This is a genomic window from Pseudomonas canadensis (assembly GCF_030980095.1).
GTDB lineage: Bacteria > Pseudomonadota > Gammaproteobacteria > Pseudomonadales > Pseudomonadaceae > Aquipseudomonas > Aquipseudomonas canadensis.
Window position 1 is genome coordinate 4102485 of record NZ_CP133298.1, and the last position, 15063, is coordinate 4117547.

The 15063-nt window shown below is 63.0% G+C and carries 10 protein-coding genes; 3 read left to right on the forward strand and 7 right to left on the reverse strand.

From position 1 onward, the window contains the following. Positions 1–97 precede the first annotated feature (97 nt). A complete protein-coding gene (locus RB216_RS18910; protein WP_308907730.1) occupies positions 98–6307 on the reverse strand; it encodes a non-ribosomal peptide synthetase in 6210 nt (2069 codons plus the stop codon). A gap of 490 nt (positions 6308–6797) precedes the next feature. On the opposite strand from RB216_RS18910, the gene RB216_RS18915 reads away from it, so the two are divergent. Together RB216_RS18915 and adeC are read left to right on the forward strand one after the other, a co-directional pair. After that, positions 6798–7589 (forward strand): helix-turn-helix transcriptional regulator, encoded by a 792-nt coding sequence (locus RB216_RS18915; protein WP_068937186.1) that lies wholly within the window; start codon positions 6798–6800, stop codon positions 7587–7589. Next, positions 7589–9067: an AdeC/AdeK/OprM family multidrug efflux complex outer membrane factor gene (adeC, locus tag RB216_RS18920; protein ID WP_308907731.1), complete on the forward strand. Its 1479-nt coding sequence runs from the start codon at positions 7589–7591 to the stop codon at positions 9065–9067. The genes RB216_RS18915 and adeC overlap by 1 nt, the downstream gene beginning before the upstream one ends. Here the strand turns inward: adeC and RB216_RS18925 are convergent. Together RB216_RS18925 and RB216_RS18930 are read right to left on the reverse strand one after the other, a co-directional pair. Further along, positions 9000–9404: a RidA family protein gene (locus tag RB216_RS18925; protein ID WP_308907732.1), complete on the reverse strand. Its 405-nt coding sequence runs from the start codon at positions 9402–9404 to the stop codon at positions 9000–9002. The two genes, adeC and RB216_RS18925, sit on opposite strands and share 68 nt — an antisense overlap. A gap of 87 nt (positions 9405–9491) precedes the next feature. Continuing rightward, a complete protein-coding gene (locus RB216_RS18930) occupies positions 9492–10832 on the reverse strand; it encodes a PQQ-dependent sugar dehydrogenase (RefSeq protein ID WP_308907733.1) in 1341 nt (446 codons plus the stop codon). Between the two features lie 294 nt (positions 10833–11126). Between RB216_RS18930 and RB216_RS18935 the strand changes: the two genes are divergently transcribed. Continuing rightward, on the forward strand, positions 11127–11603 hold the full coding sequence (locus tag RB216_RS18935; RefSeq protein ID WP_308907734.1) for an Sbal_3080 family lipoprotein: 477 nt from the start codon (positions 11127–11129) through the stop codon (positions 11601–11603). Here RB216_RS18935 and RB216_RS18940 read toward each other — a convergent pair. The 4 genes from RB216_RS18940 to RB216_RS18955 all read right to left on the reverse strand — a co-directional run bounded on the left by RB216_RS18940 (position 11578) and on the right by RB216_RS18955 (position 15033). After that, positions 11578–12510, reverse strand: coding sequence for a pyridoxamine 5'-phosphate oxidase family protein (locus RB216_RS18940; RefSeq protein ID WP_308907735.1), 933 nt, complete (start codon positions 12508–12510; stop codon positions 11578–11580). The two genes, RB216_RS18935 and RB216_RS18940, sit on opposite strands and share 26 nt — an antisense overlap. A 79-nt stretch (positions 12511–12589) precedes the next feature. Then, positions 12590–13474 (reverse strand): LysR family transcriptional regulator, encoded by an 885-nt coding sequence (locus RB216_RS18945; RefSeq protein WP_068937183.1) that lies wholly within the window; start codon positions 13472–13474, stop codon positions 12590–12592. Beyond that, positions 13474–14394: a LysR family transcriptional regulator gene (locus RB216_RS18950; RefSeq protein ID WP_308907736.1), complete on the reverse strand. Its 921-nt coding sequence runs from the start codon at positions 14392–14394 to the stop codon at positions 13474–13476. Before RB216_RS18950 ends, RB216_RS18945 begins: the two co-directional genes overlap by 1 nt. Before the next feature lie 18 nt (positions 14395–14412). Then, positions 14413–15033, reverse strand: coding sequence for a glutathione S-transferase family protein (locus tag RB216_RS18955; RefSeq protein ID WP_028617052.1), 621 nt, complete (start codon positions 15031–15033; stop codon positions 14413–14415). Positions 15034–15063: the final 30 nt, after the last annotated feature.

Here is a 15063-nt window from a genome sequence, read left to right on the forward strand (position 1 = left end):
TCTATCAAAAGTGAGCCGCCGTAAGGGCGGAACCCATACCCGCCGTTACCGCAGCAATGGATATGTACACCACCAAACCAGCTCCCACAAAAACACATCAGATCCTGCGACGCCGGTTGAGCTGGGGAATGGCCGCCTGAGGAACCTCCACCCGCTCCACCTGCGTCGCCGTCTGCGCCGCCAATTGCGCCAACGTCGGATGACTGAACAACGTCCGCGCATCCACCTCCAACCCCGCCTTGCGCATCCGCGCCACGAGATTCACCGCCAACAACGAATGCCCCCCCAACTCAAAGAAATGGTCATGCCGCCCCACCCGCTCAAGCTTCAGCACCTCAGCCCAAATACCGGCCATCAACGTCTCAACTTCCCCCACCGGCGCTTCATAAGCCCGACTCACCACCGACTCCAACCCCGGTTCCGGCAACGCCTTACGGTCAAGTTTTCCCGCAGGATTGAGCGGCAATTCATCCAACTGCACAAACGCCGCCGGCACCATGTACTCCGGCAACTGCTCCAGCACATGCGCGCGCAGGGCTTCCAGGCTCGGCGCCTCCCCACGCACAGTGAAATAGGCGACCAAACGCTCATCCCGAATCAACACCGCCACTTCCCGCAACGCCGGATGCGCCATCAACCTTGATTCAATTTCCCCCAGCTCCAAGCGCACGCCGCGCAGTTTGACCTGGAAGTCATTACGCCCAAGGAACTCAAGGTTGCCGTCCGGCAGGTAACGCACCAGGTCGCCAGTCCGGTACAGCCGGTCGCCGTCAACAAACGGGCTGTCGATAAACCGTTCGGCGGTCATCTGCTCCAGCCCCAGGTAACCACGGGCCACGCCGACCCCGCCGATATGCAATTGGCCACTGACCCCCATGGGCGTCGGCCTGTCATGTTCGTCCAGCACATACAGACGCGTGTTGTTGATCGCCCGGCCAATCGGCAGTTGCAGCGCAGGCACCGGCGCGTCGGGCTCCAGGGTCCAGGCGCTGCTGTCTACCGTGGCCTCGGTAGGTCCGTAGACGTTATGCAGGCGCACCTTGGGCAAGCGCGCCTGCACGCCACGGGACAGGGCTTCGGTGAGTTCGCCGCCGCCACACAGCACATCAGTAAGGCTGGTGCACAGGGCCGACTCTTCCAGTTCAAGAAACTGCTGGAGCATGGCCGGCACGAACTTGATCACGCTGATCTGCTGCTCGCGAATCACCTGCGCCAGGTACGCAGGCTCACGGTGACCATCAGGCCGGGCGAGCACCAACCGCATGCCGTTGGTGAGCGGCCAGAACAGCTCCCACACTGAGCCGTCGAAGCTGAAGGGCGCCCGTTGCAACAGGGCCCCGCCCTCGGCGTTGGGGCACAACTGCGAGCCCCAGTGCATCAGGTTACCGAGGCCCCGATGCTCGATCATCACGCCTTTGGGCGTGCCGGTGGAGCCCGAGGTGTACATCACGTAGGCCAGGTTGGCGACGCTCAAGCCCGGCACCAACGGATTGCCGATGGGTGCCTGGCTCCAGGCGCAGTGGTCGAAGTCGATCACCGGGATCGACACATCACCCGGCAAGTCGCGGGTTGCCGCGTGCACCAGCAGTGCAACCGGTTGGCTGTCGTGGAGCATGTAGGCCAGGCGCTCGCGCGGGTAGCCAGGGTCCAGCGGCACATAGGCGCCGCCGGCCTTTAGGATCGCCAGCAAACCCACCACCAGATCCAGCCCGCGCTCGACGCACAGCGCCACGCGGGAATCCGGCTGCACCCCGCGTTCGCGCAGGTGGAAGGCCAGTTGATTGGCGCGTTCGTTAAGCTCGCGGTAGGTCAGTTGCCGCTCGCCGGCCTGCACCGCCACGGCGTGGGGAATGTGCCGCGCGTGGGCTTCGAACAGCGCCTGCACGGTGAAGGTTTCGGGGTATGCGGTTTCAGTGGCGTTGAAGTCCACCAGCAAGGTGTTCAACTCGCGGGCGGGTAGAACCTGAATTTCACACAGTGGCGTTTGCGGTGCCTGCTCCAGCGTATCCGCCAGGTTGACCAGCACGGTTTCGAGGTAATCCAACAAGCGCTCGGCGCCGACCTGGCGCGGGGCCTTGGCCTTGATCCGAAAGCCGCTGGCGATGTCGTCCACGGTCAGCATCAGCGGGTAACTGAGGATGTCTTCACTGCTGAGCAAGGCGATGCCCGGCACCAGGATCAGGTCACGATCGGCGTCGGTGTGGCGGTAGTTGAGCAGGCTGTTGAAGAGTGGCGATGCACTGCTGCAACGCTGGGCCAACGCCAGCGATGCCTGTTCATGGGCGAGCAAGGCGCTGAGCCGAGCGTGGGTATCGATCAGGGCATCGGCGACGTTTTTCCCGGCCAGGCGCACTCGCAGCGGCAAGGTGTTGATGAACATGCCCAGGGCCCGATCAGCGCCCTCGCCTGCCTGCAAACGGCCGAGCAAAACCGTGCCGAACACCACGTCATCGCGGCCCGCTACGCGGCTGAGCACCTGGGCCCAGGCCAGATGGAACAGGCTGGCCGCGCTCACGCCCAACCCGCGCGCCTGGGCACGCAGGCGCTGATTGAGCCGGTCGCACAGTGCGCGTTCGGCTTCACCGGTGTGCGCCCGGTCCGCCTGGCGTTCCTGAAGCCCGAAGGCCAGCGTCGGCTCGTCGATATCACCCAGTTGCTCGCGAAAGAACGCCTCATGCCCGGCCTGACGTGCCGGCGAACGGGCTTGCGTCACCACATTGCGATATGGCACCGGCACCGGCAGTTGTGCCTGCTGGCCGAGTAAATGGGCACGGAGTTCCTGCATCAGGATCGTGGTGGACGTAGCATCGTTGACCAAGTGATGGAAGCGCAGACGAGCGATCCAGCGTTGGTGCTGCGGTTCTTCGGCATAGTCCAGGGCCATGAGTGGCGCCTGGCGCAAATCCAGCGGTAAATAGTCCTCGCGCAACGGTTCAACACGTAACAGCGCCTCGCGCCACACCACTTGCATCGGCTGCTCCAGGGCATCCCATACCAGGCTGGTGCGCAGGATATCGTGGCGATTGATCACCTGTTGCAGGGCCTGGGCAAACGCGTCCAACTGCTCACGTCGGGCAAAACTGAACAACGCTTGTTGCTGGTACGGATCACGCTCGTCGGTGATGTGGTGGTAGAGCAAGCCCTCCTGCAGCGGCGCCAGCGGGTAGACGTCCTGCACGTTGGCCGCGCCGCCGGGAATGCTCGCGACAATGCGCGCCAGGCTCGCCGGATCCAGTTCGGCCAGGTGAGGTTCGTCCACCTCGCCGTATTCACTGGCCGCCGCCAAGGCTGCCAGGGTCGGCTGGCCGAACAGCACCTGCACATCGGCACGCAGCCCGACCTGGCGCATGCGCTGCACCAATTGCACGGCCAGCAACGAATGCCCGCCGAGTTCGAAAAAGTGGTCGTGGCGCCCGATCTGCTGCACGTGCAACAGCTCGGCCCAGAGTTGCGCCAACAGGGATTCCACCCCGGCGTGCGGGGCTTCATACACGCGCGTGACAAAGGCATCCTGGGTCGGCGCCGGCAACGCCTTGCGGTCGAGTTTGCCGTTGGCGGTCAGGGGCAGCGCGTCCAGTTGCGTGTAGGCGGCGGGCAGCATGTAATCGGGCAGCGAGGCCTGCAGGTGGGTGCGCAGGGCTTCGATCTGCACCGCTTCGCGGGGGACGAACCAGGCGAGCAATTGCCCATCGCGTGACTGCACCACCGCCTCCTGCACGTGCGGATGAGTGGCCAGGGCGGATTCGATTTCGCCCAGTTCGATGCGCATGCCACGGATTTTCACTTGGTCGTCGTTGCGCCCCAGGTATTCAAGGTTACCCTCCGGCAGCCAGCGCGCGAGATCGCCGGTGCGGTACATGCGGCCTTCGATAAACGGGTCGTCGAGGAAGCGTTCGGCACTGAGCTCGGGGCGGTTGAGGTAGCCCCGTGCGACACCTTTGCCGCCGACGTACAGCTCCCCCGGTACACCGATGGGCACCGGGCGTTGCTGTTCATCCAGCAAATACACTGTCGCATTGGCGATGGGCGCGCCGATGTGCAGCGGCTGGCCCACTTCCATGGGACCGGAGGTGGCGACCACCGTGGCTTCGGTGGGGCCGTAGTTGTTGATCACCGCAAAGGACTGCGCCTGGGTAAAAGACCGCAATCGGTCGCCGCCGATCAGCAGGGTGCGCAGGGTCGGATGTTGCAGGCCTTGGCTGAAAGCGTACTCGGCCACGGGCGTCGGCAGGAAGCCTACTTGCAGCGGCTGCGCTCGCCACCAACTGAGCAGCGCGTCGATATCTTCGGCGCCGTCATGAGCCGGCGGCAGGTGCACGGTGGCGCCCACGCACAGCGCAGGCCAGATTTCCCAGGCCATCGCGTCAAACCCGAAGCCGGCGACACTGGCGGTGTGGCTGCCGGCGCGCAGGTCAAAGGCCTGGCAATGCCAGTCCACCAGGTTCGAGACGGTGTGATGCTCGACCATCACGCCCTTGGGCAGGCCGGTGGAGCCTGAGGTGTAGATCACATAGGCGAGGTTGGTGGCGCTGACCGGCACGCGGGGGTTGGTGCCCAGGTGGAAGGTCGGGCGATCCAGCTGGATCACTGGCACCTCCAGCGCAGGCAAACGCGTCAGCAGATCGTGCTGGGTGAGCACCACCACCGGATCGCTGTCTTGCAGCAAATAGCTCAGGCGCTCGGCGGGATGGGCCGGGTCTACGGGTACGTAGCAGGCGCCGGATTTCAGGGTCGCCAGCAACCCCACCAGCGTCTCCAACCCGCGCCGCGCCAGGATCACCACGCGGTCGTCCGGCTGTACACCACGCTCCAGCAGTTGATGGGCCAGCGCATTGGCCTGCTGGTTGAGCTGGGCGTAGCTCAACTGCCGGCCTTGGTACACCGCCGCCACGGCGTCCGGCGTGCGTGCGGCCTGGGCTTCGACGCGGCCGTGCAGGGTTTGCACCGGCGCGTTGGCCTGGGCGGTGGCGTTCCAGAGTTGCAGCTGGGCCTGTTCGGCGGGCGTCACCAGGGAGAAGTCACTGATCTTCAGCGCGACGTCCTCCAACCCTTGCTCCAGCAGCCAGGTAAAGCGCTGCGCCAGGGCGAGTACTTCATCGTGCTGGAAGTACGCTTCGTTGTAGACGCAATGCAGGCACGCGGTGTCCTGGTAACGGTTGCTGCGCAGGTGGATCGCCAGCGGCAACGGCTCATGATGGTTGGACACCTTGACCGCACGGGCCTCAGTGGTGCCGTAGCGCAGTTCATGATCGTCCTGTTCGAAGGACACCGACAGGTCGAACAACTGACCGCGATCGGTGCGGCGCAAGCCCAGCTCACGGTTCATCTCGCTCAGGGGAAAACGTTGGTGGCGGAAGTCCTGCTTCAGCTGGTCGCGAACCCCACGGACTAAAGCGCTGAACGGCAACTGCTCATCGAACTGCAAACGCACGGCGCTGACCTGGGTGAACAGCCCGACGGTGGAACGAAAACGCGCATTGGAGCGGTTAAGAATCGGCAGCCCCACCACCCATTCCGGGCGCTGGGCGGTGCGGGTGAAATACACATACATCGCCGCCAGCAGTACATGAAATGCCGAGGACTGGTAACGGTTCGCTACTTGTTCCATGCGGTTGAGCAGCGCCACCGGAAACGCTTGGGCCAGCGTATTGCTGGACGCCTTGGCATTATTCCGCGGCGTCAGCAATGGTTCCGGCAGCACCTGGTATTTGCCCAGCCAATACCCACGGTCGCGGGCGTAGCGGGCCGAGGCGTGATAGCGCTCATCCGCGTCAATAAAGTCGATGTAGGACGGCGCAAGCAGCTCCGGTTGCCGAGCTTGTTGCAGGTCGGTGTACAGCCGGGCCAGGGATTGCAGCATCTGGCCGAAGCCCCAGCCGTCGAGGATCAGGTGGTGGGCCTGGGTGCCAAGGCGGTAGTGGTCGTCGTCGAGTTTGACCAGAAAGAAGCGAAACAGCGGCGCGCCCTGCAGGGTGAATGGCCAGGCCATTTGCGCCTGCATCAGCGCATGGCTTGCAGCCTTTGGATCAGGCTCGCCGGAAACATCATGCAGGGCCATGTCGACAGGCACCGTGGTAGCGAAGGTCTGCCGAGGCAAACCGTTGGCGTCGGTATGCAGTTGCGCGCGTAACGCATCGTGCTTGAGCACCAGCAACTCGATGGCGCGCTGCATCAGGCCTTGCGCGATGGGGCCGGCAAAATCCACATAGCCGCCGATGTTGTACAGCGGCGAATCGCCCACGCGCAGTTGGTCGAGCCAGATGTCCTGTTGGGCGGCGGTGAGGGGGAAGCTGGAGGAATGCTTCATAAGATCCTTCTCATGGGGTTCAGGCACTGGCCGCGCAGGGAGGCCCATTACGACGAATAGGCCGGATTGGAGCATGAGGGATCGAGGCTGTCTGACACCCTAAACCCGGACATCCAAATGGATAGATTGAGCTTGGCTGAAGGTTCACTGCTGAAACGATTAAAGCTGTGTAGGAAATTGGCTACACCTGGCCGCTGTAAGTATTCATCGATAGTTTTTAAAAATAATTATTTTTCTTTATTTATCAATTTGTTAAATAAATATAAACGTCTCTTCTGATTTATTTCGGCCGGAATTGCCTCTCAGAAACGTCGAATTAATGACGTGGTTTTTATGGCAGGTTGTGTCCCTCGTTTCAGCTACATACGTAGGACGAATCCCCTGGCTAAATACAATCTCGACTACCGACTCTGGTGTGTGAGCAACGGATCGCCCCCGCAGTGGCCCAGAGAGTCTGTTGAAGGTTTTCGATTTCAAGGATGAGATGGCTATGAGTTTGACCAGCAGTATTGCCAACCCGCAAAGCCCGAATTTCTATGCCGAAATGGGCGAGTTAATTGCCAGTAGTGGCCAAACGGATTTCGCCGCACACATGCTGCACCTGGTGGACAAGTGGGTGTCGATCCATCTGGTGGACCTCAGCGAATGGACCCTCGACGAGCTGCGCGACCGCGTGCTCGATATCAAGCTGCTTGGCAGCGCCGGCCAGACCCAGGACCTGCCGCCGCTGGTGCTGAACTCCATGGACGACCACCCGTTGCTGCGGGAAATGCTTGGCATGCAGGACCCGCTGTTGATCCAGTTGAAGGCCAAGGCCAAGAGCGTGTTCCCGCGTGGCGCCTCACACCAGTGCAACCTGGTGTCGCGCCAGGGCAACCGGCGCTGCGTGATTTCGTTTTATCGCCCACCTAACCATCGCGGATTTTCCCTGGCCGAGTTGTCGTTTCTCAAGTGCCTGTCGGACACCCTGCTGCCACTGATCGAATGCCACGCCCAGAGCCTACGCCAGGCGCCCCATCCCGAGGCCGAACCGGCCCACACTTTGCTGGAGCAATCCCAATTGCAGCGTGAGTTCTACAAGCGCTTGTCCCTCGGTGAAATCACCCTGTCGGCACGCGAACAAGAGGTGTGCCTGGGCCTGCTGACCGGTGGCACCGTGCCGCAAATGGCGGAAAAACTCAGCGTGAAGAACAGCTCCATCGAAACCTACCTCAAGCGCGCCGCCGCCAAGTTGGGCGTGAGTGGCCGACATGGCCTGGCCAAATGGATGGTTGGCGCCTGATGAATAAATTGAGCGCATTGGCGATGGCAGGGCTGCTTGGCGGCTGCTCGTTGATACCGGATTATCACCGGCCTGCGGCGCCCGTGCCGGCGCAGTATCCCCAGGAAGGGGTGTACGCGCTGGCGCAATCCGGCACGTCGGACTGGCGGCAGTTGTTTCATGACCCGGCGTTGCAACGGTTGATTGGCGAGGCCTTGGTCAACAACCGCGACCTGCGGGTGGCGGCGCTGAACGTCGAGGCGTTCCAAGCGCAGTACCGCATCCAGCGTGCGGACCTGTTTCCGGCCGTTTCTGCCACCGGGGCCGGGCAACGCCGGCGTTTGCCGGGGGATGTGACCGGCACGGGCAAATCTGCCATTACGTCGAGCTATTCCGCGACCCTGGGCATCAGCGCCTATGAACTGGATCTGTTCGGCCGCATCCGCAGTCTCAGCGAACAGGCGATGCTCACCTACCTCGGTACCGAAGAGGCCCGGCGCAGCGCGCAGTTGAGCCTGGTGGCCAACGTCGCGAATGCCTACCTGACCTGGCGCGCCGACCAGGAACTGCTGGCCCTGGCCCGACAAACCCTGGAGGCCAACGAGCACAGCCTGCGCCTCACCAGCCGCAGTAAAACCGCCGGCAAGGCGTCGGCACTGGATGTGGTGCAAGCCAGCACCAGCGTCGAAAGCACCCGCGCCAGCGTGGCCCGTTATGAGCGCCAGGTCGCCCAGGACCTCAACAGCCTGGCTCTATTGGTGGGTGGCCCGGTGGACGAACAACTGCCGTCGCGCCCACTGGCGGATGACTTGGTCGCAAGGGTACCGGCCGGCCTGCCTTCGGACCTGCTGCAACGCCGTCCGGATATCCTCCAGGCCGAGTACCAACTGCGCGCCGCCAATGCCAATATCGGCGCCGCACGCGCTGCGTTTTTCCCTTCCGTGAGCCTCACCGCCAATGCGGGCAGCACCAGTACAGAGCTGTCGGGGCTGTTCAAGGGCGGCTCCGGCAGTTGGACGTTCCAGCCGCAGATCAACCTGCCGATCTTCAACGCCGGCAGCCTGCGCGCCAGCCTCGACTACGCCAAGCTGCAAAAGGACATCACGGTGGCGCAGTACGAAAAATCCATCCAGACCGCCTTCCAGGAAGTCGCCGATGGCCTCGCGGCCCGGCAGACCTATACCGACCAGTTGGAGGCACAACGGGATTTCGTCGCGGCCAACCAGCAGTATTACAACCTGGCCGAACACCGCTACCGCAGCGGTGTGGACAGCAACCTCACCTTCCTGGATGCGCAACGTACGCTGTTCAACTCGCAGCAGGCGCTGATCGTCGACCGCCTGGCGCAGTTGGTGGCCGAGGTGAAGTTGTACACGGCGCTGGGCGGTGCGTGGGGAGAAGCCCTTGCGGACGCGGGCGGGGTTGTCGCGTTTAACCCTGAGGAATCACCGCCTCCGCCTCGATCTCGATCAACCACTCCGGCAACGACAACCCGCTGACGATAATCCACGAAGACGGCGGCGGGTTGTGCCGGAAGCGCTGCCGCAGCGCCTGTGCGATGGGTTCCTGCTGGTCGCGGGCGGACTCGGCGATATACAGCCTCAACATGATCACATGGGACAGATCACCGCCGACTTCGGCCAGCACCTTGCCGATATTGTCCAGCGCAGCGGCGGTCTGCTCGGTAATGCCTGGGCCGACCGTGCGCTCGTCCGCATCCACCCCCACCTGGCCGGACAGCATGATGCGCCGACCCTGTGGCACCTCAAGGGCCTGGCTGAAGCCGTATTGCAGGGAGTTGAATACCGTCGTGGGATTGATGACCTTTCGTTGCATGACGCTTCCTTGTTGTCGGTAGGAAAACAAGGCTAACCCAAAAGCATCGCTCAATCTGACGGTTCAACATCCCGCAACATATCGGGGTCAGGGCTTGCTCTGTGTCACCCGCCACACCGTGTTCCCCACATCATCCGCCACCAGCAATGCACCCTGCCCGTCCAGGGTCACACCCACCGGCCGGCCTTGCGCTTCGCCTTCGGCATTGAGAAAACCGGTGAGGAAGTCGACCGGCGCACCCGACGGCTTGCCCTCCTTGAACGGGATAAATACCACCTTGTAGCCCGCTTGCGGGTTACGGTTCCAGGAGCCGTGCTCACCGACAAACACCCCATCGGCAAAGGCAGCCGGCATGCCGCGCGCATCGGAAAAGGTCAGGCCCAGCGGCGCGACGTGCGTACCCAGGGCGTAGTCCGGCGCGATAGCCTGGGCGACCTTGTCCGGGCGTGGCGGTTGGACGCGCACATCGACGTGGCTGCCGTAATAGCTCCACGGCCAACCGTAGAATGCACCGTCCTGCACTGATGTGAGGTAGTCGGGCACCAAGTCGCTGCCGATTTCGTCGCGTTCGTTGACCACCGTCCACAGTTGGGTAGAACCCGGTTTCCACGCCAGGCCGTTGGGGTTGCGCAAACCGCTGGCGAACAGGCGTTTCTCGCCGCTGGCCACGTCCAGTTCCCAGATCGCGGCACGCCCCTCTTCAGCGTCGAGGCCGTTTTCGCCGACGTTGCTGTTGGACCCCACCGTCACATACAGCCGGGTGCCTTCGGGGTTGGCCAGCAGGTTTTTGGTCCAATGATGGTTGATGCCGGCCGGCAGGTCGGTGACCTTGACCGGAGTGGCGTCGATATGGGTCTGGCCTGGGGTGTAAGGCACCTTGACCACCGCGTCGGCATTGGCGATATACAAGTCGTTGCCCACCAGCGCCATGCCGAACGGCGACATCAGGCCGCTCAAGAACTCGGTCCGTACTTCGGCATGCCCATCGTGATCGGCATCGCGCAGCAAGGTGATGCGATTGGCGCTCGGTGTATCCGCGCCGACACGCCCCATTACCACACCCATCGCCGTGCGCTTTGCCCAGGCGATCATACCCGTGCCGCCGTCGTTGGCGCCTTCGGGCATGGGCGGGTGATTACTTTCAGCGACCAGCACATCACCGTTGGGCAGGGTGTAGACCCAGCGCGGGTGATCGAGGTTATCGGCCAGGGCCGTGACGGTGAAACCTTGGGGGACGGTGGGTTGCACGCCGTCAGACCAGCCAACGGCCTTGGAGACCTTGAGCGTAGGGATCAAAGAAGTGCTGGGCTCGGGCAGTTGCGGCGCAGGCCCGACTCCGGCTTGAAACGGTATTTTGGACGCTTCGCCACAGGCACTGAGAACAGCAGCGGCGGCAATCAGGAGCGCAAGGCGGCTCGGTACATTCATGGTGCAAACCTCGGGGCAGAAACCTGAGGGAGTATTGCCCTATAACGCGCGGGTAGCCACCGGCCGTGGCGCAATTGAATGTTAACCATGGGGCACGAATGGCATCGAAGTCTCTCTTTTGTCGGACTGCTCTTACACAACTATAGAGCTGGGGCCGCTTCGCGACACAACGGGACGGTGCGACGGTTCGACAAGCCAGCTCCCAACACATGATCCCTTGCGTCTGAAATGCTGCGCTCGCCATCAGACCTTCACTGCTATCATCAAGCCACTACTGAAGATATGGACGTCGCTATGCGCCTGATAATAGCTCCCGCTTGTTTGCTGGCCGCCTTAACCCTGGCTGGCTGCAGCATCAAGCAAACCGTCACGCCGGTTGCCTTCAGCGGCGCCCAGGCGCCTGAGATCTGCATGATCCCCGCCGAAGGCTTGCGTGCCGGGTTCAATGCCACCTACACCGCGCAGTTGCGCAGCAAAGGGTTCCAGACTCGTGAGCTGCGGCCCGGCACCCCACCGGCCAGTTGCGCGCTTTCGACGACCTACATTGGTCAATGGAGCTGGGACCTGGCGCTGTACATGAGCTATGCCGATATCCAGGTGTTTGAAAATGGCCGCCAGGTGGGCAAGGCGCTGTATGACTCGACCTCGGGTGGCGCTCGAATGGGCAAGTTTATCGATGCACAAAGCAAGATCATCGAGATGACCAACCAGTTGTTCCCGAATGCGTACTATGGTCCGGGACTGCCTACCAACTCCCCATCGCCAGACTGAACGGCGAAAACTCCGCGAACTGCCACCGCAACGCCAACGCCGCCGGGCGGCGCACCACGTGTTCCACCGTCACCGTCCACAACCGCTGGGCGCCCTCGAATAGCGCCACTTCCGGGCCGTCGAGGATCAACGTGGTACGCCCGGCCACTTGCAGCACATCGCCCGATTCAAAGTCGATGAACAACAGCCCGGCCACCGGATTGGCTTGCAGGTTGCCCAGGGTGGCGAAAAACAGGTTGCCGGCAAAGTCGGGGATGGTCAGCACGTTGCCTTCGACCCGCACAAAACCCGTGTTGCCACCTCTATGAGAAACGTCCACCGAGCGTTGAGCGTCCACCTCGACGTAGCTGGCGACGAACAGCGTGTCGGCGTTGCGGATCAGGGTTTGGGCGGCAGCGTCCAAGTCGTTGAAGCGTTCGACCGCCGTGCCGGGTTTACGGGCAATGCCATCGACCGGGCGCAGTTGGATGTACTTGGGGCAATTGCCGAAGGTGTGTACCACGTCGACCGAAAAGCCATCGTGATCGAGTGCACCCACACGGCCGTTCATGCGATTGCGACGCCGGGTGTTGAGGTCGATGCCCAACAGGCCGACAGCTGCCCCCTCACGCAGAGCGTTGCGGGCCGGGTCGGTCGCGGACGGCAGGCTGTCGATCTGCAGGGTCTGCGGGCCCGGCGAGTGGGCAAAGCCTGGCGCGCCTTCGATCATCGTCGCCCAAGGGATGCCCTGCTCGTCCACCGCACCCAGTATCAGGTAAGGCAACAAGGGATAGAAATCCCGGTGCTGTTCCGGCAGGTGATCGCGGATCACCTTCGGCCCGACCACGGCCATGCGGTCGGCCACGCCCACCGCCTCTTGTATGTGCCGTTCGCCGGCATGCCAGGGAGATTGTTCGATCAGGTTCATGGCAAGCACCTCAGGTTGGATGTGTCGATGCTGCACCCTGCCAGCCGGCGTGAGAATCAACACGCCAGGCAATCCACTATTACGCCAGCTGAAATGCCGGGTGTTCGCGCAGCGCCATTACGCAGTGGTCGACAAAGCTGCGCACGCGCATCGGTGCATTGCGACCTTCGCGGTACACCACCTGCACCGGCAGTGGCGGCAGTTCAAAATCCGGCAATACGCGATGCAGTTGCCTGCTCAGCAGGTGTTCGTGCACCGGATAACTCAGGCAGCGAATCAACCCCGCGCCCTGCACCGCCGCATTGATCGCACCCTGTACCGTGGCGCAGCCCAGACGGGCACGGGCCTTGAGTTGATAGCCCGGGAAATCCCAATGCACCTGATCGGCGCTGGCGATCAGCCGGTGCTGCTTGAGGTCGTCCGGGTGTTGGGGCTCGCCGTGAGCTGCAAGATAGTCGGGGCTGGCGCAGAGAATATGCCGCACCTGCCCCAGCGGCCGGGCGATCAATGACGAGTCGGGCAGTTCACCGACGAGGATGGCGACGTCGAGCCCTTCTTCGTGCAGGTTCGGGTAATAGTCGTGGTAGCTGACGATCAGGTTCACCTCGGGATAGCGGTCCAAGTAGTCGGCCAGGACCGGCGCCATCACATAACGGCTGAACAGGAACGGCAAAAACACCCGCAGATTGCCCTGGGCCTGCACATGCAGCCCCTTGGCCGAGGCTTCGGCGGCGTCCACCGCAGCGAGCAGGCGCACGCAGTCCGCCAGGTAGGCCCTGCCGGCGTCGGTAAGGCTCACGCCACGCGTGCTGCGCGCCAGCAACGGCACGCGCAAACGCGCCTCCAGGCGGGCGATCGCGCGTACCAGGGTCGGGCCGGAGACCTGTGCGTCACGCGCCGCCGACGCCAGGCTCGGCTGCCCGGCCAGCGCGGCGAACAACTGCATATCGCGATAACGCTCCATCAACTGCGCCGTTTCATCGCCGGGTTCAGGGCGGCGTCCTGGCCCAGGCGATGGGTAAGGAAGTCGACAAAGGTGTTGATCTTGGCCGGCACCCGGCCGCTCTTCTGGAACACCACCTGGATCGGTAACGGCGCCGACTCATAGGCTTCGAGGATAATTTCCAACTCTCCCGCCGCCACCGCGGCTGCGACCTGATAGGACAACACCCGCGTCATGCCCCAGCCCAAGCGCGCCAGGTTGATGGCCGCATTGTTCGCCGTGACCACCAGACGTGGCTCGATGGTCACAGTCAAGGGTTGGCCGCCGTCCACAAATTCCCAGCCACTCACCAAGGAACTGGACGACGACGTGGCGATCTTGGCCTCATGCAACTGCGACGGATGCGTAGGCCGCCCGTGCTGTTCGAGGTATGCCGGCGATGCGCAGACCACCCGGCGCACTTCGCCGACCTTGATCGCCTGCTGCCCCGGTTCATGCAAGTGACCGATACGCACCGCCACGTCCACACCTTCGTCGGTCATGTTGACCACGCGATCGACCAGTAAGGCGTTGATGTTCACCAAGGGGAACCGGTCCAGGTACTCCCCCAGTACCGGCGCCACATACAGCTCGCCAAACAGTACCGGCGCCGTCAAGGTCAGGTGACCACAAGGGATGGAATAACTGCCTGCCGCCGCTTCCTCGGCCTCATCGAGCTCCGCCAGGATGCGCCGGCAATCTTCCAGGTAACGCTGGCCGGCTTCGGTGAGGTGCAAGCTGCGGGTGGTACGCGCCAGCAATTGGGTGCCGATGCGTTCCTCCATGGCGGCGATGGCCCGCGTCACACTGGGTGGCGAGGTTTTCAGGCGACGCGCGGCGGCGGCGAAGCCCTCCTCCTCGGCCACCGCCAGGAACACCTGCATTTCATGAAATCGGTCCATCGGCGCGCCTCTAGAAAGTTATTGCGACTGCAAGCCTACCGCCGTGCGCGGCATGCCCACGAACCCCGGCAATCCCTCAATGCTGGCGAGCCAGGCGCGCACATGAGGGTAGTCGGCCAGCGACACATTGCCTTCTGGCGCATGGGCGATGTAGGTGTAGAAGGCCACATCGGCAATGGTCGGCTGCTCACTGGCCAGGAAGCGGCTTTGGCCCAGCTGCGTTTCCATCAGTTTCAGCAACGCGTGGGACCGGCTGATTGCGGCGGTGGTGTCCACCTGGGCACCAAACACCAGGGCAAGGCGTGCAGTCGCGGGTCCCGCGTGGAGTTGCCCGGCGGCGGCCGAGAGCCAACGCTGCACACGGGCCTGGCCCACCGGGTCGCTCGGCAGCCACTGGCCTTTGCCGTAGGTGTTCGCCAGGTAGACCAGGATCGCATTGGAGTCCGCCAGTACCACACCGTTGTCATCGATGGCTGGCACCTGGCCGAAAGGGTTGATGGCAGCAATGAACTCGGGCGCTTTGTGGGCGGCTTGCTTGAGGTCCACCAACACATAGTCCGTGGGCAAGCCGAGCAGCGACAGCATCAGCTCGACGCGGTGGCTGTGGCCGGACAACGGGAAACCGTAAAGTTTGATCATGAGGGGCTCCAATCAAGTGGGGTATCAACG

Excerpts from the sequence above, each read along its gene's own strand:
- RB216_RS18915 (WP_068937186.1), top strand. The coding sequence starts at position 6,798 with ATGAGTTTGACCAGCAGTATTGCCAACCCGCAAAGCCCGAATTTCTAT.
- adeC (WP_308907731.1), top strand. The coding sequence starts at position 7,589 with ATGAATAAATTGAGCGCATTGGCGATGGCAGGGCTGCTTGGCGGCTGC.
- RB216_RS18955 (WP_028617052.1), bottom strand. The coding sequence starts at position 15,033 with ATGATCAAACTTTACGGTTTCCCGTTGTCCGGCCACAGCCACCGCGTC.
- RB216_RS18935 (WP_308907734.1), top strand. The coding sequence starts at position 11,127 with ATGCGCCTGATAATAGCTCCCGCTTGTTTGCTGGCCGCCTTAACCCTG.
- RB216_RS18910 (WP_308907730.1), bottom strand. The coding sequence starts at position 6,307 with ATGAAGCATTCCTCCAGCTTCCCCCTCACCGCCGCCCAACAGGACATC.
- RB216_RS18950 (WP_308907736.1), bottom strand. The coding sequence starts at position 14,394 with ATGGACCGATTTCATGAAATGCAGGTGTTCCTGGCGGTGGCCGAGGAG.
- RB216_RS18930 (WP_308907733.1), bottom strand. The coding sequence starts at position 10,832 with ATGAATGTACCGAGCCGCCTTGCGCTCCTGATTGCCGCCGCTGCTGTT.
- RB216_RS18940 (WP_308907735.1), bottom strand. The coding sequence starts at position 12,510 with ATGAACCTGATCGAACAATCTCCCTGGCATGCCGGCGAACGGCACATA.
- RB216_RS18925 (WP_308907732.1), bottom strand. The coding sequence starts at position 9,404 with ATGCAACGAAAGGTCATCAATCCCACGACGGTATTCAACTCCCTGCAA.
- RB216_RS18945 (WP_068937183.1), bottom strand. The coding sequence starts at position 13,474 with ATGGAGCGTTATCGCGATATGCAGTTGTTCGCCGCGCTGGCCGGGCAG.